Source organism: Larkinella insperata (assembly GCF_026248825.1).
Taxonomy (GTDB): domain Bacteria; phylum Bacteroidota; class Bacteroidia; order Cytophagales; family Spirosomataceae; genus Larkinella; species Larkinella insperata.
Genome location: NZ_CP110973.1, coordinates 473,147 through 497,508, shown reverse-complemented (window position 1 = coordinate 497,508; position 24,362 = coordinate 473,147). Strand labels below are relative to the sequence as shown.

Annotated in this window: 16 protein-coding genes; 10 read left to right on the top strand and 6 right to left on the bottom strand. The window is 56.5% G+C overall.

Annotated elements, in window-relative coordinates; all coding sequences use genetic code 11:
- The first annotated feature begins 30 nt into the window (after positions 1–30).
- The 5 genes from OQ371_RS01860 (at position 31) to OQ371_RS01840 (ending at position 4,595) form a co-directional block, all read left to right on the top strand.
- On the top strand, positions 31–1,413 hold the full coding sequence (locus tag OQ371_RS01860) for a serine hydrolase (RefSeq protein ID WP_265992005.1): 1,383 nt from the start codon (positions 31–33) through the stop codon (positions 1,411–1,413).
- Between the two features lie 94 nt (positions 1,414–1,507).
- The gene (gene nfi, locus OQ371_RS01855) at positions 1,508–2,197 is read left to right on the top strand and encodes a deoxyribonuclease V (protein ID WP_265992004.1); all 690 of its coding nucleotides are present in this window, start codon (positions 1,508–1,510) and stop codon (positions 2,195–2,197) included.
- Between the two features lie 135 nt (positions 2,198–2,332).
- Positions 2,333–2,929: a hypothetical protein gene (locus OQ371_RS01850; RefSeq protein WP_265992003.1), complete on the top strand. Its 597-nt coding sequence runs from the start codon at positions 2,333–2,335 to the stop codon at positions 2,927–2,929.
- 34 nt (positions 2,930–2,963) lie between these two features.
- Positions 2,964–3,527, top strand: a complete 564-nt coding sequence (locus OQ371_RS01845; RefSeq protein ID WP_265992001.1) for a hypothetical protein — start codon at positions 2,964–2,966, stop codon at positions 3,525–3,527.
- Between the two features lie 165 nt (positions 3,528–3,692).
- Positions 3,693–4,595, top strand: a complete 903-nt coding sequence (locus tag OQ371_RS01840) for a manganese catalase family protein (protein ID WP_265991999.1) — start codon at positions 3,693–3,695, stop codon at positions 4,593–4,595.
- A 67-nt stretch (positions 4,596–4,662) separates the two neighbouring features.
- Here OQ371_RS01840 and OQ371_RS01835 read toward each other — a convergent pair whose 3' ends face one another.
- Both OQ371_RS01835 and OQ371_RS01830 read right to left on the bottom strand, forming a co-directional pair.
- Positions 4,663–5,712 (bottom strand): Atu2307/SP_0267 family LLM class monooxygenase, encoded by a 1,050-nt coding sequence (locus OQ371_RS01835; protein ID WP_265991997.1) that lies wholly within the window; start codon positions 5,710–5,712, stop codon positions 4,663–4,665.
- Between the two features lie 130 nt (positions 5,713–5,842).
- Positions 5,843–6,355, bottom strand: coding sequence for a PPC domain-containing DNA-binding protein (locus OQ371_RS01830; RefSeq protein WP_265991995.1), 513 nt, complete (start codon positions 6,353–6,355; stop codon positions 5,843–5,845).
- A gap of 228 nt (positions 6,356–6,583) precedes the next feature.
- Here OQ371_RS01830 and OQ371_RS01825 point away from each other — a divergent pair, with 228 nt between their 5' ends.
- Positions 6,584–9,646, top strand: coding sequence for a SusC/RagA family TonB-linked outer membrane protein (locus OQ371_RS01825; RefSeq protein ID WP_265991994.1), 3,063 nt, complete (start codon positions 6,584–6,586; stop codon positions 9,644–9,646).
- A 67-nt stretch (positions 9,647–9,713) separates the two neighbouring features.
- Positions 9,714–11,390, top strand: a complete 1,677-nt coding sequence (locus tag OQ371_RS01820) for a RagB/SusD family nutrient uptake outer membrane protein (RefSeq protein ID WP_265991992.1) — start codon at positions 9,714–9,716, stop codon at positions 11,388–11,390.
- Positions 11,391–11,504: 114 nt separating this feature from the next.
- Here the strand turns inward: OQ371_RS01820 and OQ371_RS01815 are convergent, their stop codons facing one another.
- From OQ371_RS01815 to OQ371_RS01805, 3 genes are all read right to left on the bottom strand, one after another.
- Positions 11,505–14,303 carry a TonB-dependent receptor gene (locus tag OQ371_RS01815; protein WP_265991990.1) on the bottom strand — a complete coding sequence of 933 codons (2,799 nt, stop codon included), beginning with the start codon at positions 14,301–14,303 and terminating at the stop codon, positions 11,505–11,507.
- A 152-nt stretch (positions 14,304–14,455) separates the two neighbouring features.
- On the bottom strand, positions 14,456–14,695 hold the full coding sequence (locus OQ371_RS01810) for a hypothetical protein (RefSeq protein WP_265991988.1): 240 nt from the start codon (positions 14,693–14,695) through the stop codon (positions 14,456–14,458).
- 249 nt (positions 14,696–14,944) lie between these two features.
- A complete protein-coding gene (locus tag OQ371_RS01805; RefSeq protein ID WP_265991986.1) occupies positions 14,945–16,426 on the bottom strand; it encodes an arabinose isomerase in 1,482 nt (493 codons plus the stop codon).
- A 178-nt stretch (positions 16,427–16,604) separates the two neighbouring features.
- Between OQ371_RS01805 and OQ371_RS01800 the strand changes: the two genes are divergently transcribed.
- Entirely contained in the window at positions 16,605–18,545 is a 1,941-nt protein-coding gene (locus OQ371_RS01800; RefSeq protein WP_265991984.1) for an SGNH/GDSL hydrolase family protein, read from the top strand.
- A gap of 20 nt (positions 18,546–18,565) precedes the next feature.
- Here the strand turns inward: OQ371_RS01800 and OQ371_RS01795 are convergent, their stop codons facing one another.
- Positions 18,566–19,099, bottom strand: coding sequence for a hypothetical protein (locus OQ371_RS01795; protein WP_265991983.1), 534 nt, complete (start codon positions 19,097–19,099; stop codon positions 18,566–18,568).
- 192 nt (positions 19,100–19,291) lie between these two features.
- On the opposite strand from OQ371_RS01795, the gene OQ371_RS01790 reads away from it, so the two are divergent.
- Together OQ371_RS01790 and OQ371_RS01785 are read left to right on the top strand one after the other, a co-directional pair.
- Positions 19,292–20,629 (top strand): Gfo/Idh/MocA family protein, encoded by a 1,338-nt coding sequence (locus OQ371_RS01790; RefSeq protein WP_265991982.1) that lies wholly within the window; start codon positions 19,292–19,294, stop codon positions 20,627–20,629.
- Positions 20,630–20,790: 161 nt separating this feature from the next.
- Positions 20,791–24,213: a ThuA domain-containing protein gene (locus OQ371_RS01785; protein WP_265991981.1), complete on the top strand. Its 3,423-nt coding sequence runs from the start codon at positions 20,791–20,793 to the stop codon at positions 24,211–24,213.
- Positions 24,214–24,362 lie beyond the last annotated feature (149 nt).

Sequence of the window (24,362 nt, the reverse complement as noted above, 5' to 3'; positions counted from 1 at the left end):
GATCCTACTTTTGTCCCTGACAACCTAGCCATGAAAAACCTTATTCGACTCATACTCAGTTTGCTGGTCTGTATACCATTGGTCCCGGTCGGGGCGCAGCAGCGGCCAAATCCGAAAACGACGGTCCAAAAGTTAGAAGAATACCTGACGGTTTCGGCTCATCTACACCGCTTCAACGGCACGGCGCTGGTGGCTCAGAAAGGCACGGTTCTACTCAAAAAGGGCTTCGGCTGGCGGGATGTTGACCGTAAAATTCCCAATGATACCAACAGCCTCTACCAACTCGGTTCGATCACCAAGACGTTTACCGGGGCGGTCGTTCTGCAATTGCAGGAAGAAAAAAAACTGTCGCTGAACGACAAGCTGACGAAGTATTTGCCGGACTATCCGCAGGGCGATCAGATCACGCTGGAACAGTTGTTTTTCCACACGTCCGGTATTTATGATTTCAAGAGCATCCTCTACGGCCCGGACAGCGTTCGGGTGACGCGGCCGGTTGCCAAAGAATGGGTGGTGGCTCAGTTTAAAGACAAGCCACTGGCGGCCCCGCCGGGAACGGCCGTCAATTACACCAACTCCGGGTATTATTTGCTGGGCCTGATCGTCGAAAAAATAACCGGCAAACCGTTTGAAACCGTCGTGCGCGAACGGTTTTTGAAACCCCTGCAACTGACCCGGACGGGTTTTGATTTTATCAATCTGAAAGACCGTGGAAAAACAACGGGGTACACATTCCGGAAAGATTCGGTGCTGGTTAAAACGCTGATTGTTGATTCCACCGTGGCTTACGCGGCCGGTGGCCTGTACAGTTCGGTGGGGGATTTATACCGCTGGTCGCGGGTGGTGCAAAACCGTCAGCTCCTCAAACCGGAAACCTGGGAAGCGGCCCTGACGCCACCAAACCAGGGACATTGGGGTTACGGCTGGGGCATCAGTTACTTTGCCGAAGGGAAAAAGCTTATTTATCAGAACGGTAACATCTACGGTTTTGCAACGTTCTACGTACAGGTGCCCGAGGATGACGTGGTAGTGATTCTGTTGTGCAATGTCGACGATGCGTCGGACCTGACGACGCTGGACCCGATTGCAACGGACGTGCTGAAAATTGTCTACGAGGAACCGTATAAGTTGCCAATCAACCGGAAGGTTGTTCGGGTCGATGAAACCGTCCTGCGGCAGTATGCGGGCACCTACAGGCTGGATGCCGCGCGTACGATCGCCATCACCTACGAAACCGGAAGTCTCTTTCTGCAGGTGACTGGGCAACCCAAATTTGAGTTGTTTGCCGAGAGCCCAACCCGGTTTTTCCTCAAAGCCGTGGATGCGCAACTAACCTTCTTCAAAGACGCTGCCGGGAAGGTGACGCAAGTGGTTGTCCATCAGGGTGGAGATCACGTTGCCAAGCGCCTGTAATCCGGAGCAGGTTCCGGCTACAGGCCGTTTATTACCGCACGTCTGCAAACCACAGCGCCGGAATTGGAGTTAGGGAGGGACAACGAGCAACCCTATGGCAAGCTACCAACTCCTCCACGACTGGACCGTTACCCCCACCGAAGCCGTGGCCCTGCAACAGCAACTGCGGCACCAGATTCGGATTGAACCGCTGACCAAACCGGTCGAGACGATTGCGGGCTGCGATATTTCGTTCAATAAGTTCGAGGAGACGGTGTATGCCGGGATTGTGGTGTTAGAACTGGCGACCTTGCAGGTGATCGAAGAAGCGGGCGTAATCAGTTCAGCGACTTTCCCGTACATTCCCGGTTTGCTGTCGTTCCGCGAAATACCGTCGCTGCTCGAAGCCTGGGCAAAACTCAGGACCGAACCCGATGTGGTGATGTTCGACGGGCAGGGCATTGCCCACCCGCGCCGGATCGGAATTGCCTCCCACGGCGGTTTGTTTCTGGACCGGCCTACATTCGGATGCGCCAAGTCGGTGTTGGTGGGTAAGTACGACGAACCGGCACCGGAGCGGGGCGCCTGGTCGCCCATGAAGCACTACGGCGAAACCATCGGCGCGGCTTTGCGGACGAAAAATAAGGTCAATCCCGTCTACGTTTCGTCCGGCCATCGGATCGACTTCCAGACGGCCATCGACCTGACCCTGCGCTGCGATGGCGGCTACCGCATCCCCGAACCCACCCGCCGGGCGCACAACCTCGTCAATGCCCTGCGCCGGGGCGAGCGAGCCCCGAGTTAAAGACTCCGGCCCGGCGGTTTATGCTTGAGTTGCGGTTTTAAGTGGTTGAGTTGTAGTAAGGTACATTGACAGCGGGCGTGGGTCTACCGTATCTTTGCCCCATGCGTTTTACCCTTACACAACAACACAACGACAATGAACAATCGCTTACTCGGCGCCCTGGCTATGCTCGGCGCGCCCTGTCTGGGCCTGAGCATGATCCGGGCTCTCATCCTGAACGACAACTTTGAATCGGACCTTTTTGGCGGAGTCCTGAGCGTTCTCTACATGGCGGGCTGGCTGTGCAGCATGGTGGGTCTGTGGAACATCCGGGCCACGGGCGACAGCCGTTTCGGGCGCGCCAGTCTGGGGGTTATTTTTGGCTCACTTACCCTGGCAAACGTCTGGAACGTATACGATGCCCTTGTGCCTAACGCCAACACCTTTCTGTACCGGGCCTTGGATTTGAACTGGCCACTGAGCAATCTGATGATGCTGGTAATCGGTATTGCGGTGATCCGGGCCCGGCGGCTGACGGGCTGGAACCGTTACATCCCGCTGGTGGTCGGGCTGTGGTTGCCGTTTTCAATTCTGGTATCCATTCCCGGCGGAGGGGCGCAGGGAACGTGGGCGGGTAGTCTTTCGGCGGTTTATTCGATCATTACCTGGACGTTGCTGGCGTACGTCGTGTACACGAGCCAGCCTGAACTGTCGCTGGTTCCGTCGCAGCAGGACACTGACGAGATCCGTTGAAGCTTCCTTCATTTGTGTCGTCAACAACAAACCAATGAACCATAAACTATTAGGCGCCCTGGCGATGGTGGGCGCGCCCTTTTTGCTGATTGGATTTTCGCTGGAAGACCAGATGCGGAATCTAAACTTTTCCTGGTTTACCGGTGCCTGGGGGCTACTGTATATGCTGGGCTGGACAGCGAGTCTGGTAGGATTGCACCAGTTGGAAGGACCCGGAACGACGCGGTTTGGTCGCGCCATGCTGTGGGCGGTAGTAGGATGTCTGACCATCGCTAACGTTTCAAATGTATACCAAATCGTATGGCCGGGCCAGAAGAACCAATTCTTCTACGCCATCGACGCCTTCTGGCCAATCAGCAACATTCTGATGTTACCGCTGGGTATTACCGTCTGGGTTGCTCGGCGACTGAATGGCTGGCGACGCCTTGTGCCGCTGCTGGTGGGGCTGTGGTTTCCGTTGGGCATGGTGCTGATGGTGGTTGTCGGGCGGGCGCCGGTCGGCATGTACATCGGGGGCATTTACTCGGCCGTCACCTGGTTTTTAATGGGCTATGCGGTTTATTCCGCGGAGGAACGGGTGGCGATTTCAAAAGTTTAAAAATGGGCCGTTGGCTAATAAGTTTTTTGAGAGTACGGTGAAAAGGGCTTTTGTTTAGCGAGTTAGCGAGTGGTTCCTTTTTCAGAATGGGTCGTTACTAACCATCTGATGCAGGAAGAGTTGAAGAAGTGAAACATGGTGTTCTTACTCTAATCAACTCAAGTTATGATTTTGAAGATGGACCGGCTGCCGATTGAGCTGCCTACCCCGAGTAACCCGTCGCCAAACGATGCGGCTGCCGTACAGGAACTTCTTGGTGGAAAGTTCGGAGAGATGTCGACCCTGATGAACTACACCTACCAGTCGTTCAACTTCAGAGGCCGCAAGAAAATCCGTCCTTTTTACGATGTCATCAGCAGCATCGCGGGCGAGGAGTACGGCCATATCGAGGTGGTCGCTTACACCGTCAATCTGCTGCTGACCGGCACCAGCAAACGCGGTATGGACCCGACGACAACACCCCTGGCCGATGCCGTAAACGCGCGCAACACACACCATTTTATTGCCAGTGGACAGTCGGCGTTGCCGATGGACTCGATGGGGCACTTCTGGACGGGGCAAAATGTGTTCAACAGCGGTAACCTGAAGCTCGATCTGTTGCACAATTTCTTCCTGGAGTGTGGGGCACGCGCCAATAAGATGCGGGTCTACGAAATGGTCAGCGACCCGACGGCCCGGACCATGATCGGTTACCTGCTGGTGCGGGGCGGTTTACACGTCGTGGCGTATGCCAAAGCGCTCGAAAAGCTAACCGGCGTGGAAGTGACCAAGCTGCTGCCGATCCCCAACCTGAGCAACAACGCTTTCCCGGAAGCGAAGAAGTTCATGGAAAACAAACTGCACCTGAAACTGTATACATTCAGCAAAGACGATTACCAGAAAGCGGGGCTGATCTGGAACGGTACACACCCCGACGACGGCCAGGAAGTGGAGGTGGTTTTCGGCCATCCTGAAGGCTTCCCGGTGCCGGATCTGGAAGAAGAGCCGCAACTGAACGCCCCCGGCGACGATGAAATCGATCCGGAAATGTTTGCGGACATCGCCAAGAAGCTGGGCATCAAATTATAAATGCATCAGGGGCACAACAAACCGTTGCGCCCCTGATTTTCTGCGAATAACATTACACGCAGCCCGCTTACGCGCTGACTTCCTTGGCTTTCAGAGCTTTTCGTACCTCCGGCGCTACTTTCGTCCCGAACAACTCAATGGAGCGCATAATTTTCGCGTGCGGAAGCTGGGCTCCCCCAATCACCTGCGCCAGATAACGGGTGTTGTTGAATAGCTCGTGGAAATACAGAATTTTATCGATGATCTGCTGCGGACTGCCTACCATCAACGGGCCGTATTGCCGCATGTATTCGTACTGCTCCCGCCCCAGCGGTGACCAGCCGCGTTCCCGGCCAATCCGGTTCATCATCGACGCGTAGGCCGGAAAAAGTTCATCACCCGCCTGCTGGGAATCGTCGGACAAATAGAAATGGGAGTTGATCGCCAGCGGTAATTTCGACACATCGTGCCCCGCTTTCTGCGCGGATTGCCGGAACAGGTTCACAAACGGCACGAACCGGTCGGGCGTTCCACCCAGAATCGCCACCGTCATCGGCAGGTTCATCGTGCCCGCCCGGACCGCCGAAGCCGGCGTGCCGCCCACGGCCAGCCAGATGGGCAGTTCGGCCTGGAAGGGGCGGGGGTAAACGCCCAACCCGTCGATACCGGCCCGGTGTGTGCCCTGCCAGGTGACCACTTCGTTTTTATTGATGTTGATCAGCAGATCAAGTTTCTCGGTAAACAGTTCGTCGTAGTCTTTAAGGTCGTAGCCGAACAGCGGAAACGATTCGATGAACGACCCGCGCCCGGCCATGATCTCGGCCCGGCCGCTGGAAATCAGGTCCAGGGTCGCAAAGTTCTGAAAAACCCGCACCGGATCGGCAGAACTCAATACCGTGACCGAACTCGACAGCCGGATGGTTTTGGTCTGCGCAGCCGCAGCCGCCAGGATCACCTCGGGCGCCGATACCATAAAATCGGGCCGGTGGTGTTCACCCAGGGCGTATACATCCAGCCCTACTTCGTCGGCCAGCTTAATTTCTTCCAGCAGGTCCTGCATCCGCTGGTGGGCGTTAACGGCTTTCCCGGCCCCGTTGTCGGGTACAACTTCCCCGAAGCTACTGATTCCTAATTCCATTGTGTTTCGCGTTAAAACGGAAGGTGGTTCAAGACTATTTGATGTAGCTACAACAAATTTGATCGGAGAAAAGTTGACCGGCCATCAGATTGGTGGTTTCAACGTATAAGAAAGGTAGGTACGGGCAAAATCAATTCGACTCCAGATTCAGCACATTGGCGCCCAGCGGCTGTTCCATCACGCGTTTCAGCGGTTTGTCGTGAACCGTCACCATAATTTCCACCGATCCGGTGCCGACGGTAGCCTCCAGCAGGTGACCGCCAAACGCCCGAAAATTCTTGTCCGTTACGACGCCATGCACGTGCAGTGACGGTTTCTGATCCTGCCAGGCAATCGACCCGCTCAGGCTCGCCAACTCCACATCGTCGAATTCTTTGGGGTCGTACTGCTTCGTTTTGCGGTTGAAATACCCAAACTTGGCGTTGACAAAGCCCATGCCGGTGAAGTTGGCCGACGGAATTTTTTCTTTCTGGGCCAGTTCTTCCAAGTGCGCAAACACATCATCTCCCTGCCGCAACACCATCAGATACCCCGCCGGGACTTGGATATACCGTTTCATGGATGTTCTATTTTCGTTTTGTGCCAGAATTGGCGCCGTCTGGAGCGTAAACAGCAGCAGTAAAAGCCATTTGTTACTTTTCATAGCATCCGTTTAAGAGGAGTGGTGAGGAATTACCCATCAAAATGAACCGGGAAGGAGTATAAAAGTTTCCCAACGTGCTTACCACCATCCCGTTTAACGTGCCAAAGGTCGGGCAGCTGAACCTTTTGGGGGACTTATTGCTATGTTAAATTATTTTTAAATATTTGACGACGGAAGTTGGAATCAGGCAGATTCCAGGAACTTTGCCACCCTTAACATTTACCAACTATGATGATTTTTTACCTGTTTTCTCCTCCAGCCATGAATGTTGCGAGGAGAATCTGCTGTATTCTGCTGGCGATCTTGTTGCTGACGGTGGAGGGCAAAAGCCAAATCCTGGCGGCCACTAAAACGCCCGTTTCTTCAAAGAATAAGACGGTTGTTGAAATAACGGTCAGCGGACGCGTAACCGACGCGGCAACCAACGAACCCCTGGCCGGTTGTAACGTTGTGCTGAAAGGCACCCAACGGGGCGCCACCACCGACGCCAACGGCGATTACCGCATCGCGGTCCCCGATGCTGGCTCTGTTCTGGTTTTTGGATTCATCGGTTTTGTTTCTCAGGAACTGACGGTGGGGAGTCGCACCACCATCAATGTGGCGCTGAAAGCGTCGGCCTCCGAGCTGAATCAGGTGGTCGTGATCGGCTACGGAACCACCACCAAGAAAGACGCCACGGGCGCCCTGACCACCCTGAAAAGCACCGAGTTCAACCGGGGGATTATTAACTCACCGGAGCAGTTGCTGCAAGGCAAAGTGGCCGGGGTAAACGTGACCTCGGCGAGTGGCGAACCGGGCGGGCGGCAAACGATTACGGTGCGCGGGCCGGGTGGCGTTCGCACGGGCAGCACACCGCTGTTTGTCCTCGACGGTATTCCGCTCGATAATTCCAGCACCGGCGGGTCTTCCAGTCCGCTGAACCCGCTGAACTTTCTGAATCCGCAGGACATCGAATCCATTGACGTGTTGAAGGACGCTTCGGCCACCGCCATCTACGGGGCCCGCGGTGCCAATGGCGTTATTTTGATCACAACCAAGAAAGGCAAGTCCGGAACTTCCAACCTGACGGTTTCGGCCAACGTCGGCGTCTCGAACGTGGCAAATTACCTGCCTGTGTTCTCGGCGGATGAGTACCGCCAGCAGGTAACTGGGCTCAACGGCACCCTGGACGACCAGAAGGCTTCGACCGACTGGCAGCGGGAAATCAGCCGGACGGCCATCACCCAGGATTACAACCTGAGTTTGAGCGGGGGCGCCGAAAAGCTGACGTACTACGGCTCACTGAGCGTTCAGAATCAGGAGGGCGTTTTGAAAAACAGCCAGTTCAACCGCTACACGGGCCGCTTCAATGCTTCCCAGAAATTTCTGGAAGACCGGCTGGTCCTGGATGTGAACCTGACGGCTTCGCAGACCCGCAACCAGCGGCCACCCACCGAAAGTATTGTGGGAGCGGCTCTGGCGGCCAACCCAACCTTCCCAGCCTACGATGCGACGGGCGCCCCGGCGCGGTATCAGGCCTTCACGAACCCGGTGCTGACGCTGGATTTACAGAAAGACATCACGACCATCAACCGCGTTGTGGCCAACATATCGCCTTCGTTCAAAATTACGGATGACCTGGTTTACAAGCTGAATCTGGGCGTAGACAACGCCAGCTCGACCCGCGATCTGCAATCGCTGGCGAATCTGGTTCCCCAGCAGGACGGGCGGCTTGAGAGTATCTACGGAACCAACCAGAACATCCTGATTGAGAATTATTTCACCTACAACCGGAGCTGGGATAACCACAGCCTGACGGCGCTGTTGGGACACTCATACCAGAAGTTTATGATCCGGGAGCGCATCTGGAGCATCAACAAATTCCCCATTTCGCCCATTGAGCCCATCAACAACGCCGGGTTGGGGCAGGACCTGACGCTGGCCAACAACCGACCCAGTGGTTCGGCGCTCGAGAACGAACTGCAATCTTTTTTCTCGCGGGTCAACTACCAGTACAAGGACCGCTACCTGCTTACGGCCACGGTGCGGGCCGACGGCTCGAGTAAATTCGGCGCCAACAACAAATACGGGGTGTTCCCGTCGTTCTCGGCGGGCTGGCGGTTGTCGGATGAACCGTTCCTGCGGTCCGGTCCTTTCACGGATCTGAAAATTCGGGCGGGCTGGGGCCAGACGGGTAACCAGGAGATTCCGGCAAAAATCACGCAGGCGCTGTTTACCTCGCAGGTGAGTGCATCAACCAGCTATCCGCTCGATGGCACAACAACGTATCCGGCCGGTACGACTTACACCCGGTTTGCCAACCCCGACATTCAGTGGGAGGTGTCGACCCAAACCGACGTAGGACTGGATTTTGGCTTGTTCAAGGGTGCTTTGACGGGTACGCTGGATTATTTCCGCAAGGTATCGGGTAAAATCTTGCTGGAAGTGATTCCCGCTGACCCCATTCAACCGGCGGCCACTTACTGGACCAACGTGCCGGATATGACCATCACGAACCAGGGCGTGGAACTGGGCCTGAACTATCGGTATGCCAGCAAGGGCGGTTTTCGGCTCGATTTGGGCGGTAACATCACCTTCATCAAAAACCGGGTCAATAAATCGCCCTACTCCGTCATTACATCGGGGTCCGCTTCGGGTTCGGGCCTGACGTCGGCAACCGTTAACGGCTACGTCAACGGCCAGCCCATCGGGACCTTCTTCCTGCGCGAATACCTGGGCATCGACGAAAACGGGATCAGCCGGTACCGGGATACGGACGGCGATGGCAACGCCGGAACTGACAAAGACCGGATTGCGGCTGGTAGCGCCTTGCCCACCCGGCAATTCAACTTCAACGCCAGTGCGTCTTACAAGGGCTTCGACCTGACGGCCAACTTCAACGGTGTTTCCGGCAATAAAATCTACGACAACACGGCCAATTCGCTTTTCTACCGGGCCCGGCTGGTCAAAGGACTTAACACAACACCCGAGGGAATTGGCGAACCGAACGAGTCGATCAACAACTCGGCACCGGTGTCAACCCGTTTCCTGAAAGACGGCGGCTTTTTCCGGCTGAACAACCTGACCCTGGGCTACAACCTGAACCCCCAACTGATCGGGATGAAGCGGTGGATTTCGAACGTTCGGCTCTCGGCCACCGGTCAGAACCTGTTCGTGATTACCAAGTACAACGGCTACGATCCGGAAGTAAATACCGACCGGACCGTCAACGGAATCTCCTCGTACGGGATTGATTATCTGAGCTACCCCAAAGCCCGCTCGTTCGTCTTTGGTTTAAATGTGACATTCTAAAAAAACGATAGAACGCAGCTTTTAAAGACGGTATACGTTGATGAAAGCGGCTTCCCGTACCCAAATTATGAAACGATTATTCATTTCAACCGCCGTGCTCGTTGGGCTCACCATGCTGAACGGCTGTACGAATCTGACCGAAAACGTACTGGACGAATCATCGTCCACCGGCCTGACCGACAAACAGGCCGCCGATGGAAACCTGGCCCCGGTGTATGCCCGTCTGCCGGATATTTTCTACCATACTAATTACTTCGCCATCCAGGAGATTTCAACCGACGAAGCCATTCTGCCGTACCGGGGTGGAACCGACTGGGGGGACAACGGAATTTACCTGGCCCTGCACCAGCACACGCACACGAGCACCGACCCGAACCTGCGGAACACCTGGGGGCACCTGACCCAGGGTATTTCGCGGGCCGTTACGGCCATCAACACCTTGCCGGGCATCAACGATTCCAACGCGAAAACGTACATTGCCGAAGCGCGGGGGATGCGGGCCTACTACAACATGGTGCTGCTCGATCTGTTCGGCCTGGTGTTTGTCAAAGACGATCCGCAGGGCGTTTCGCAAATCCTGCGGGGTGAAGAAGCGCTGGAATACATCAAGGCCGAGTTTCTGGCCGCTGAACCGGACCTGGCGACGAACGTGGGCCCCGGCCGACTGACCAAGGCGGGTGTTTGGGGTTTGCTGGCCCGGTTGCACCTGAACGCCAGTGTGTACCGCGATCGCTACGCCACGCAGTTTGCTTTTAAGGCGGAAGACATGGACAAGGTGGTTGAATACTGCGACAAGATCATCAGTTCCGGTCAGTATCAGTTGTCGGCGGATTACTTCTCGATCTTCAACGCCGACAACCACGGCAACAAAGAGTTAATTTTTGCGGTCGATCAGCGGGCCGAATTGAACGGCCACAACCGGCTGGCGTACTTCTCCCTGTCGGGCGACCAGTTTCCGCTGCCGGCTTTTCCGGGCGCCAACGGTACCGATGGACCGGCCATCACGCCCGATTTTTACCAGAGTTGGGTAGGGGCCTACGCCCCGGGAGACCCCGCCGGTCGTGATCCGCGTTTCTACAAGAAAAACATGAATATCCCCGCCGACTCCTGCATGGCGGCCGCTGACATCGCCATGGACCGGGGTATTTTGCGCGGGCAGCAATACGGGTTGGTGCGGGTAAACGGCGCGTTTGTCCGCTGCGGCAGCAACTACCGGGTTGGGAGGCTGTTTAACGTAACGCGTAACCGACCCACGTTGCCGGTCACTTTCACGGAGAAGGTTGACTTTACGGTTGTGGGCAGTGACTACAACACCGGCTACCGGGTGTTGAAATACGAGTTCAGCCCCAAATCACAATCGGGCCGAAACCTGGGTGATGTTGATATTCCCATTGTGCGGCTGGCCGACGTGTACCTGATGCGGGCCGAAGCCAAACTGCGCAAAGGCAACGATGCGGGGGCTGCGCTGGCCGATGTGAACACGGTTCGAGCCGCCCGAACCTCGAGCACGCCCGCCCCCGCGCTGACCAGCATGAACCTTGACCTGCTGCTGCGGGAGCGGGGTTTTGAATTGTACTGGGAAATGGTGCGCCGGACCGACCTGATCCGCTTCGGAAAGTATGAGGGCAAGTGGACGGAAAAAACGGATGCTAACCCGCAAAAACGTATTTTCCCGATTCCGCAAACCACCATCGACGGAGCCTCGAGTTTGCCGGGTTACCTGGTTCAGAATCCGGGGTATTGATTTTGCCGATTGGTGCAGAAAGCTCTGTCCCGAAACCGGTGCATGGAGCTGGCTGGAAAAACGAAGAAGGAGCGCGGAAGTCCGCGCTCCTTCTTCGTTTAGAGGTTGATTAACTCAGAAATTAGCCGATACGTTCAGGAAATAATAACCGCCGTTGAAGCCGAATTGCGTGGCCGACCGACCGTAGACGAACCGTCCGAAGGAGGAATTGTCCAGCACGGCTGTGCCAAACCGTTCCGGCGTCGGTTGCTGCGTCATCCGGAGTTTGTCCGGGTAAACATCGAAAATGTTGTTCGCGCCCAGCGTCAGGGTAATGGTTGGCTGAATCCGGTAGGAAACACTGAAATCGGTTACGAGTCGGGGATCGGCAAATTCATCCAGCCGGGGATTAGCAGGGTCAAACGCCTGTACTTCCCCAAACCGCGTCAGCCGGAGCACCGCCCCGAATTTATTCAGCCGGTAGTTCGCCGTCAGAGCGATTTTGCTACGGGGCTGGCCCACCGTCAGCCGGGCGCTGTCCTGCCGGTTGAACAGAAAGTTGCCCAGGGCCGCATCGTTGGGCAGGGCGCTGGGCCGCTGAATGTTGCCGACTACTTTCGTTTCGTTAAAATTGGCCGCCAGCGTCAGGTCAATCGAGCCTTTACCCAGCCGCGGACTGGTTGCCACCACCAGATCGATGCCGCGCGTCTGGGTGTTGATCGCGTTGGCAAAAAACTGGGCCGCCTGTACTTCCTGTTGGCCGGCCTGGTTCAGAATGTTGCCAATAATGACGCCCGCTGCCGAGGTGCCGCGCGCAAACTGATTGCTGTAGATGATCCGGTCGCGGATATTGATCTGATACGCATCGAGGGTAATGCTGACCGCCCGGCCGGGCTGTGAGGTAATCCCGATGCTGTAGTTGGTCGAGCGTTCGGCCGTCAGCTCCGGCACGCCAAACGCCTGGGCGATGGGGCTGTCGTTGCGGAACGTGCCGGTCTGGCGGGGTTCGAGTCCTTGGCCCGTAGAAACGAAAACCGTGCTGATGGCGCTGAAATACCGTTGGTGCAGCGAAGGTGCCCGGAAGCCGTTGCTGATGGAACCCCGCAGCGAAAAGGCGTCGCTGAATTTGTAACGGGCGGCCAGTTTACCCGCCAGATTTCCGCCGAAATCGCTGTAGTATTCATACCGGGCTGCGGCATTGACCAGCAGTTTTTCCGTCAGGTCGGTTTCCAGATCGACGTAGCCGCCCACCATGTTCCGGCTGGCATTGATGGCATTGGCGGGCTGATAACCCGGAAAAACCTGCGCACCCCCGCCACGGCCCGAAGCCGGATTGTAGTTGGTGTAAGACGCTTCCTCCCCGGCTTCGATCTTGTACCGGTCATTGCGGTACGTCAGCCCGGCGGCCACGTTGAAGGATTTCAGGCCGAGTTGCGAACCGAAGTCTTTGGCCGCGCTGGCGTCGGCGGTATTCTGGTAAAAGCTCAGTGTACCGGCATAAAAATCGGTCGGGGCGTTGGCTCCGAGCGCAAACTGCGATGCGTTGTTGGTGTTGGTAATGTCGTAGCGGAATGCGTTGCCGCCGTAAACGTTACTGATGTCCCACCGCCAGCCGTTCGACTCCCCGTTGACCCCCACCAGCAACGACTGGTCGTTGATCGTCGACTCGATGTTGGGCAGAAAGCCATTTGGGTAAATTTCCGCGATAACCTGCGTGGTCTGGAAGGGATACCGGTAAAAACCGGCGGCCTTGCCCTTCCGGTAATTCAGGCCCCCCGACGCGTAGAAGCTGGTTGTGGCTCCCAGCGGAAGCCGCATGTTGAGAAACAAACCGGCGTTGTCGACCCGCGAATTGCCGACCTGCATGTTGTTTTCCAGACTAAAATTGTTCTGCTGAATCAGGGACTGATCCTGATTGTACAGGGCCTGCCGACGGGCGATGTAAGCAGCATCGGATTCGCCCGTTGCCCGGCCCACGTTCCAGTTTACGTACACCGGCCCGTTGTAGGTACCGGCGCGGTTGGTGGCGCCCCGGTGCCGGAATTCGCCGGTTAGACTCAGAAAACCGCTTTTTCCCAGTTTAAAACCGTGGTTGACGCCGATCTGGGCCACTTCGCCGTCGCCTTCGTACTGCTGGCCCAACTGGGCGTTGACGGAGGTGCCGGGTCGCTCCTTCAGCCGGAGGTTGATCACGCCCGCAATGGCATCAGAACCGTATTGGGACGCAGCCCCGTCGCGCAGGACTTCAATGCGTTCGATGGCCGCCGAGGGAATGGCGTTCAGGTCGGTGCCCACCGAGCCGCGTCCGACGGTTCCGTTGATGTTGATCAGCGCCTGATTGTGTCGCCGTTTGCCGTTCAGCAGGACCAGCACCTGATCGGGGCCGAGGCCGCGCAGGGTGGCCGGGTCAATGTGGTCGGTGCCGTCGGCAATGGTCTGACGGGACGAGTTGAAGGAGGGCGCTACAAAATTGAGCTGCTGGGTAGGCTCTACTTGTCCCGTCGCCAGCAGATCGCGCGACTGGATGACGTCCACCGGCGATACGGTTTCGGTGCTGGTGCGGGTCTGGGTCGACCGCGAACCGATCACGACCACCTCGCTCAGGCTGGAGGCTTCTTCCCGCAAGGCAACGTTCACCGTCGTGAACTCGCTGCCGCTGACCTGAGCGTTGACGGTTTGGGTTGAGTACCCAATGAAGCTAACGCGGAGGGAATAACTGCCCGGTTGAAGCGCAAGGGTGAAATTGCCGTCGGGATCCGTAGAAGTACCGTTATTGGTTCCTTCGACCGCGACGGATACGCCCGGCAGTGCTGCTCGGCTTTGGGCGTCCAGTACGCGCCCGCGAACGCCTTGTCCAAGAGCCCAACTGCTCCATAAGGCAAGACTGAATGTGAATAAAAAGTTGATTTTAGAACGGAGATAACGCTTCTTCATAGGTTCTATGGTTTTGAAGTAGTGGTATAACTACCGAAGCGAAGTTTTAGATGCAAACTTTTCAATAAAGTGCGCATTTGTTCCGGTTCTAAAAGACGGTGTTTGATAAACTAGCGGGGAGCGGTGGGGTATTCAGCCTATCAAAGCGCTTTTTAGGATTGTCGGCCGAGCGCCAGCAGCCAGAAAGCTGTGCCAGCAACCAGGATCGTCAGCCAGAGCGTCAGGCCCACCCACAGGGCGGCAGCCGGTTGACCGGTGATCCAGATCCAATACGTAGTAAACGGAGCTGCCAGACCCAATAAAACGGCGCCGGTTAAAACGAGAGGGGCTTCCTGATTGTTCGCTTCGGGGCGTCGCAGGAGGGTAAAGAGCAGTGTGGTTATCCGTGTCATAGTTGCAAAGGTGTGAACTAGCTGACCGCCGTTATCCGGGCGTGCCGATCGAAAGCACAATCCGATTGCGGTTGTCACAAAGGTAGCGGAAGCTGGAGCAGCTGGCGGATGGACACGGTAGCGGGCCGACTAAAGCCGTCCGCCAGAACGCAAGATGGTGCGGAAAGCAGACGATTGAGCCAACGGATGGGCGCCGTAAAGAAGGGGAGAAGAGAGAGTTGGCTTACAGCACATTCCCCGGCTGGGGGGTTAGCAAACCCGAATCACCTCAATGTTTAATAGAGCCCCCAGCTTCGCCAGCTTGGCCGCAATGTGACCTACTCCGACCGCGCAGTGGTGGGCCGGACCGTGGCTGTTCCAGGTCTGAACGAAGTGCCGGGCACCCAGCGAGAACCGGTAGCGGCTGTTGGTGTTGCCGATTTGTAGAATGGGGCCGGGCACAGATTCGCCCTCGGCCACCAGCAGACTGATTTTTCCGTTACCGTTTTCCACCACCGACAACAGCGTCACCGGCCCGTTTTTTACCGACATTTCCACCGAAAGCCCTTTCCCGACTTTGCCGTGGTAGACGTACAGCGGACGAACTTTGGTTTTGCCTTCCGCAATCCGGATGTGGCCCGGGCCGTCGTGGCCCATCAGCACCACATCGTCGGCGAAGTCCATCGCGTAATACTCGGTAAAAGAACCGCCCACGCCAAAGCTGTCCATGATTTTCATAGCCTGGGCGTTCTTGACTTCGTATTCCCCGGCTACCGGAATGCCCCGCGCCGTCAGCAGCGAATTACCCAGAATAACCGAACTCATTGTGTCTTCGTTGGCCGGGTTACCGCTGCCTTTGTGGTAATACGCCAGCGAGCCCAACCCGTGCGTTTCGACCAGTTGATCCAGCGCTACCGACGTGCGGGCGGCCCGGTCGAGTTCTTCGGGCAGGCAGTCGTCCTGCACGTCGAAGGTTTCGGCAAAGAGATGCGTCCGTTCGTGAATCTGGTCGGCGGAGACGGCTTCGCGCAGCGCCGAGAGTTCATCGACTTCGATAATTTTCATGTGCCCGCCGAAGGTGGCGTTTTGGAGCGTCAGGTCCGAATAGATATCGAGCATTCCGCTGTAGTAGTTGCCCATCAGGCCCAGGCAATTGTGCGCCATGATGTGGACCACCCGCCCGGCTTCAATCCAGTCGTCGATTTCTCGCCAGCCCTCGGGGTCGTTTTCGAGCATTCCCGTCACCTGCTGAAACGGAATGTGGGCCCGCCGGAACACGTTGGCAATTTCGGGAACGGGGCAGGCCGAGCAGTAAGCCAGCCATTCGCCGGTCATGCGGGTGCGGTCGTTTAACTGGTTGAACCACGCGTAGTTGATGGCCGGTTCGGGCGAGAGGTTCAGGATAATTACCGGCACTTTGGCCCGCTGCACGACGGGCAATACCGTGGCCGAGAGCGCGTATGTCGTCACGTAAACAAACAGCAGGTCAATGTCGGCCTGCCGAAACCGGTGACCAGCCGCCAGCGCTTTTTCCGGGGAATCAACCAGTCCCAGATTCACCACGTCCACGTCCGGGCGCCAAAACCGGTCTTCCACCCGCTGAAGATAGCCTTTCAGCCGCTCTTCCAGGCCGTCGAACTGCGCCCAGTACGTGTCCAGGCCAATGCCGAATAAGCCGATTTTAAAGGGAAACAAGGACGCACTTATTGGGGAGGTTGTCTGGGCGGTTCGGTCGTGGGAAGAAGTAGGCATAGTATAGGAATGGGTGCGTCAACGTGATTACGCAGCAAAAGTACGGTCTGACGGTACAGAACTCTCATGCCGTATACCGACGAAGCGGATTTCTCTTTTTATTGCCCGCAAAACCCTTAAATTGAGTAGAATGTCATACCGGGCGGCTTACCAAGATACGTTGATTCTTTATTCCACCATGCGTTTTCCTCTTGTTTTCTGTACGTTTTTTCTGATCGCATCCGCGACGGTTTTGTCGGCTCAAGTTCAAGAAACAACCACGCCGTGGCATAGCTTCGAAAAAGTAGAATTTAAGCTCAACGGCATCCCGGCCCGGTACGTCAAACCCCGAAAGCCGTTGCCCGGGAATCCCTGGGTCTGGCGGGCGCACTTTCCCGACTGGCACGTCGAAATGGACAGCATTCTGCTCGAACGCGGCTTTCACATCGCCTACATCAACACCAACGATCAATACGGTGCGCCCAAAGCCATGATGACCTGGGACGATTTTTACCAGTATCTCGTCTCAGCCAAAGGGTTTGCCCCCAAAGTGGCGCTCGAAGGGGTGAGTCGGGGTGGACTGTACGTCTACGGCTGGGCCAAACGCAACCCCGCCAGGGTGAGCTGCATTTACGCCGAAGCGCCGGTCTGCGATTTCAAAAGCTGGCCCGGCGGAAAAGGCGGGGGAAAAGGCGACGCCAAGTCGTGGCAGCAATTGCTGGAAGTCTACGGCTTTTCGGAGCAGCAGGCGCTGGATTACGCCGATCAGCCGATGGACAACCTGGCCGGACTGGCGGCTTACAAAGTGCCCATTCTGCACGTCATCAGCCTGCACGACAAGCTGGTGCCGAATGATGAAAATACATTCCCGCTCGTTGAACGGTATCAGAAACTGGGAGGCCCGGCCACGGTTTATTCGATGTCGCGGGGAGGGCAAACGCTGGAAGGCCACCACTTCCCGATTGAACACCCCGAATGGTGGGCCGATTTCATTCAGCAACATTCCTACCCGGTTCAAAAACCGCTGGAACACCAACCGTACGGGCAACTCCGGAACGGCTTGCCGAACGTGTACCGAGCCATTACAGAGCAGAAAAAGGCCACGGTGGCGTTTCTGGGCGGTTCCATTACGCACAATCCGGGCTGGCGTGACAAGGTAAGCCGGTATTTGCAGGAACGGTTTCCGCAAACAGAATTCACATTTATCCGGGCCGGAATCCCGTCTTTGGGGAGTTTGCCGCACGCATTCCGGGTGGAGCAGGATGTGCTGAGCCAGGGAAAAATTGACCTGCTGTTTCTGGAAGCCGCCGTCAACGACCGCACCAACGAAACTGACAGCCTGACGCAGCTCCGGGCGCTGGAAGGCATTGTGCGGCACACCCGCCGGAATAATCCGCTGGCGGACGTGGTGCTGATGGAATTCGCCGACCCGGATAAGTTTGGTGACTTTCGGCAGGGCAAAAAACCGGTCGAGCTGGCCAACCACGAGCGCGTGGCCGCCCATTACGGCCTGCCTTCCATCGATCTGGCGCGCGAAGTTTACGACCGCATTGCCGCCAAAGAGTTTACGTGGGAATTTGATTTCAAAGACCTGCACCCCTCGCCGTTTGGGCAGGAAATCTATTTTCAGACGATCCGGTATTTGCTGGAGGCCGGTTTTCGATCAGCCGACAAGGACGGCAAACCGTCGGTGTCAATTGCTCCGTTGAACCGGGGCAATTTCGAGCGGGGGCGGTACGTGCCGATTCAGGACGCTAAGCTCGGCAGCGGTTGGAAACGGGTCGAAAGCTGGAAACCGGCGGATCAGGTTGGCACCCGGGCCGGTTTTGTCGACCGGCCCATGCTGGAAGCCACCACGCCGGGCGCCACGCTGACGCTGAATTTTACGGGGAGCGCCGTGGGCATGGCCATCGTGTCGGGGCCGGACGCAGGCGAGGTGGAATACCGCATCGACAACGGCCCGTATCAGAAAATGGACCTGCAAACGCAGTGGAGCCAGCAGTTGCACTTGCCCTGGTACAAGCTGTTCGCCGGAAATTTGCCGGATAAAAAGCACGTGCTGCACCTGCGGATGGCGACCACCAAAAATCCCAAAAGCACCGGCACCGCCTGCCGGATTGTCTATTTTCTGGCTAATTAGGCGCCGGTTTCCGCTTCGTATCACCAGGAGGTGGGCTGAAAAAGGCTTGTGTTGGTATCGCCCTCTTTAAACCGTACCACCAGGTTGGGCTGGCCGTTGGGGGCCGTCGTTGTTTCGTAATAATAGGTCTGCGGCTCTAAATCCGGGCGGTTCATTTTCTGGTTGACGTTTTGCTTCGGAAAGCAGGAATAAAAGGCCCGGTAATGCCCTTCTGTTGGGGTGGTCGTAAAAGAGCCGTTGGCTTCGTCAAAGTCCACGCTGCCTTTCTCAAAGCTGAGCGTTTCCGTTTTGCATCCGGCATAATCGCGGGTGTGGGCTACGAAATACTTCTCGTAAGTACCGTCGGTTTTGAAATCAAACATCACAGCCAGTTCAAAGGGGCTGCCCTGGTAGGTGCCGTCGTACGACCAGAACTCGCTCATGGCAAACGAGCCATACATCCATTTTCCGGCGGTTGCCGTCGGTACATAACCACCCGGAATCACGGCGTCGGGGTCTTTTTTGCAACTGCCAAGCAGAACAACCGCCAGCAGCGTCATCAGAATCATTTTCATTGGCGTAGTGATTTGTGTTTACTGAATGGTCAAAGTTGGAGCGTTGCGGTTAAATTGTTAATAACAAGTCAGTTGAAACGTAAAAAGAAGGATGTGAAGCGGGTTTTGAGGGCCAGATAGAGAAAATCAGAGTAGTAAATCCGGCTGCTTGAACGCTTTTAGTAGGAAATCAAGACCCTCATTCCAAACCACATGGAAAAAGACACGTTCAGCGCCTTGTCCCGGCGTAAATTCATTGGTCAGGCATCGGCAACCCTGTCGGCTTTTCTGATTGTTCCCCGGTTTGTGCTGGGTGGAAAACGGGCGGACGGTTCGGCCTATCTGGCACCGAGTGACATCATCAGCCTCGGTTTTATCGGAACCGGCAAACAAAGCCGCGGACTGGCCCGCAACTTTCTGGCGACCGGCGAAACCAAAATCCTGGCGGCTGCCGAGGTGTACAAGGCCAAACGGGATTTGTTTATCGAACAGACCAAAACGTATTATACCAGTGAGGAGGGGAGGGCAAAAGTAAAGGGCGAGCACCCCGCCATTCAGGCGTATAACGACTTCCGTCAACTACTCGACCGCAAAGACATCGACGCCGTGGTTATTGCCGCGCCCGATCATTGGCACGCCGTTATGGCCGTCAAAGCCGCCGAAGCCGGGAAGGATATCTACTGCGAAAAACCGCTGGCCCTAACCATCAAGGAGGGCCGGGCCATGGTGAACGCGGCCCGCAAACACGACCGGGTGTTTCAGACCGGCAGCATGCAGCGCTCCTGGCCCGAATTCCGGCAAACCGCCGAACTGGTCCGCAACGGGTATCTGGGTGACATCAAGAACATTCGGGTAAACGTTGGCCCTCCGCCGAAAGCGTATGATTTACCGGCCGAAACGATTCCGGAAGGGCTGGACTGGAACCTGTGGCTGGGACCCAATCAGCCGGTGGCCTTCAATACTGAACTGGCTCCGCCCTTGTCGAAGGACGTGTTTCCCAACTGGCGGAATTACAAGGAATTTGGGGGCGGCATGGTGACCGACTGGGGCGCGCACATGTTCGACATCGTGCAGTGGGCGCTGGACAAAGACGACAGCGGACCGGTCGAGGTGATTCCGCCGGACGGCAAAGACCACAAGTTCCTGACCTACCGCTACGACAACGGGATCACAATGACCCACGAGCCCTGGGAGTGGAACAACGCCATTCAGTTTGTCGGTTCGGAAGGAACCCTGAACATCCAGCGGAAAAAGCTCGAAACCAATCCGGCTACGCTCGCAGCCAAAGTGATTGGCCCGGACGAAAAACACGTTTACCGCAGCGAAAACCATTACAAGGATTTTCTGGATGCGATGCGCAAACGCAGCAAACCGATCTGCGACGTGGAAATCGGGCACCGCACGGCCACGGTTTGTACCATCGGCAACATCGCTTACGAGCTGAAACGTCCGCTGGAATGGAACCCGAAGAAGGAGCAGTTTAAAAAAGACAAAGACGCCAACGCCCGGCTGGAACGGTCACTCAGAGACGAGTGGGCCATCAAGTTGTAACAAACCAAAACCGCTGAAACGGATAGTGATAACAGTTTTATAGGATCAGCCCACGGAGGAGTCGCCGGTGCGATTCAACCGTGGGTTAATATTATCCGGTCATCCATTTTTTACGGACGGTTTTAACCGTTTAATTTACCTGAATTTTTACCAATCCCTTTATGCTAACCTCTACTAAAACCAGGACGATTGCGACCGCTCTACTTGTGACGGCTGCAACGGCCTGGAGTTTTTACGGCTGTAAATCGCCCAGGGCGGCTACTGGCCAAAACCAAAATCAAGCGGCTGCGCAAACCGTTGCCGCAGCTCCGGCTCCGGCGCCGAAAACGCCCCGCATTCTGGTGTTCTCACGGACCAAAGGCTTTTACCACGAATCCATTCCGACCGGCATCGCGGCTCTCCAGAAGATGGGCCAGGAGAACGGTTTTCGGGTGGATACGACCAAGAGCGGGGCGTATTTCGTGGAAGACAGCCTGAAAAATTACAGCGCCGTGGTCTTTCTGAGCACCACCGGCAACGTCCTGAATGCCGATCAGCAGGTGGCCTTTGAACGCTACATTCAGGCCGGGGGCGGTTACATGGGGATTCACGCGGCTGCCGATACTGAGTACGACTGGCCCTGGTACAACAAACTCGCCGGCGCGTACTTTTTGCACCACCCCAAACAGCAGAAAGCCGCCATTGATGTGGTCGACAAAAACCACCCGTCGACGAGCTTTCTGCCCGACCGATGGGAGCGTTTTGACGAACTCTACAGCTACAAAAGCATTAATCCCGACGTGAAGGTGCTGGCGAAACTCGACGAAACGACGTACGAAGGAGGCCGCAACGGCGATAACCACCCGTTTGTCTGGTACCACGAGTTTGACGGGGGCCGGGCTTTCTACACGGGCGGGGGCCATACCCACGAGAGCTTCAGCGAACCGCTGTTTGTGCAGCACCTGCTCGGCGGTTTGAAATACGTGATGGGCGACAACAAAGACCTCGATTATTCGAAGTCGTACGCCGTGAAAACACCGGACGAAACGCGGTTTGTCAAGACCGTTTTGTCCAATGATCTCAACGAACCGATGGAACTGGCCGTGGCGCCCGATGGCCGGGTGTTTATGGTCGAGCGGCCCGGTAAGTTTTACATGTACGACCCGAAAACCAAAAGCACCAAACTGGTCTACGATTTTCCGGTCAAAGCCGTGGAGAAATACCTGAACGGTCTGCTGGGCATGACCATCGACCCGAATTTTGCCAAAAACCACTACCTGTATTTCTTCTACACGATTCAGGATGGCGAGCAGACGAAGCAGCGCATCGGGCGGTTTGTGATGAATGACGACGGCACGCTGGACCTCAAGTCGGAGAAATCCATCATTGAGTTTCCGATTGATCTGGAAGTGAGCGCGCACACCGGCGGGTCGATGGCCTGGGACAAGCACGGCAACCTGTTTATTTCGACGGGCGACAATACCGTGCCGTTTGAGTCGAGCGGCTTTTCACCAACCGACTGGCAGGCCGGGCGGCTGACGTTTGATGCGGCCCGTTCGGCGGGAAACACGAACGATCTGCGGGGCAAAATCCTGCGCATTCACGTTGAACCCGACGGTTCGTACACCATTCCTGACGGCAACCTGTTCCCGAAAGGTACGGCCGGAACGCGGCCCGAAATCTACGTGATGGGCTGCCGGAACCCGTACCGGATTTCGGTCGATCCGGAAACGTCGGTGGTGTATTGGGGCGAAATTGGCCCGGATTCGGGTACCGACGGCCCCCAGGGACCGCGCGGTTACGACGAATTCAACCAGGCTAAAAAAGCCGGGAATTTCGGCTGGCCGTTTTTCGTCGGTGACAGCAAACCGTACAAAGCCTACGATTTTGCGACCAAAGCCGTGGGCGCGGAGTTCGACCCGAACGCACCGGTCAATAATTCGCCGAACAACACCGGGCTGAAAAATCTGCCGCCAGTGACGAAGGCGATGGTCTGGTACCCGTACAGCAAATCGACGGAGTTTCCGGAACTGGGAACGGGCGGTCGGTGCGCCATGGGTGGTCCGGTGTACCACTTCAACGCGAACCTGCAATCGGACGTGAAACTGCCGCAGTACTACGACAAGGCGCTGTTCATGTACGACTGGATGCGGAACTGGGTCTATGCGGTGCGGCTGGACGAAAACCAGAACTACAAACGGATGGAAGCCTTCATGCCCGCCCGCGGGGATTTCCGCCGTCCGGTTGACATGGAAATTGGGCCGAAAGGCGAGATTTACATGCTGGAATACGGGTCGGTGTACGGCATTGACAACGACGATGCGCGGCTGGTCAAGATCGAATACAACCCCGGCAACCGCGCGCCCGTCGCCCGGGTCATGGCGCGGGATACCATCGGTCTGGCTCCGTTGAAAGTGGCTTTCAACAGTCGCCAGAGCTACGATTTTGACGAGGACGACAAACTGAGTTACGAATGGCGGTTTGAAGGGGCTCAGATTGGTTCGACCGAGGCCAATCCGACCTATACGTTCCAGAAGAACGGTATTTACCACGTCACGCTGAAGGTAACCGACCCAACGGGAGCCAGTTCCGTGGACACGCTGGAAATCAAAGTTGGAAACACACTGCCGCAGGTGGCCATCGCCACAACCGACAACAGCACGTTCTTCTTCGCCGATCAGACGCCGTTCAGATACACGGTGAACGTGACCGACAACGAAGATAAAACGATTGATAAGAAGAAGGTCAAAGTGGCCCTGAATTACATCCCGAAAGTGGCCGGTAACGAGCCGCTGGTGGGCCACCAGCAGATTACGAGCACCTTCAACCTGGGCAAGAGTCTGATGCAGGGCAGCGACTGCAAAGCCTGCCACCAGATCAACGGCAAATCGGTTGGACCGGCGTTTATGGAAGTTTCCAAAAAATACCGGGGCGACAAGGGCGCGGTGGCGCGGCTGGCCAACAAGGTGATTACCGGCGGGGGCGGTGTCTGGGGAGAACACGCCATGAATGCCCACCCGCAGTTGTCGAAGGAAGACGCCACCGAAATTGTGAAGTACGTGCTGGCACTGTCGATGCAGCAGCCGGACGTGACCTTGCCGCAGCAGGGCGCAACGGTGTTGAAGGAGCACGTGGGCAAGGAGCAGACGGGCCGCTACATTCTGTCGGCGTCGTACACCGACCGGGGCGGGGCCATTACGCCCCTGACCAGCAGCCAGAGCCTGATTTTGCGTCCGGCCAAAGTGTCGGCGGGGGAAGCCGACGAGGTGTACAACATGAACCGTCAGCGCGGACGGCTGGCGGCCACCCGCAACAAGGCGTATTTTGTGCTGAAGGGGGTGGATTTGAAAGGCATCCAGAAGCTGACCTACGAGATTGCGTCGAAAGACCAGGACGGCACGATTGAGGTGCGGACGGGGTCGCTGAAAGGGCCGGTGATCAGCACGGTGAACTACACGGCCACCGGTGCCTGGAACAAAACCACCGAGCTAACCGCCCCGATTCAGAACCCCGGCGGCAAGCAGGACCTCTACTTCGTTTTCCTGAAAGACGACCCGAAAGCCCAGAACATCGGCGCCCTGAGCTGGGTGGCGTTTGAGAAGTAAGTTGAGATACGGTTTTGAGTGAAGAAGCCACCGTGGTTGGAAAACTGCGGTGGCTTCTTTATTTGATGGTATCACGAGCAAATTGGCTAATCTTACAAGAGTAACAATTTGCTTGATTTTAGCCAGTTCAAAGGAGCTACTTAAAAGTT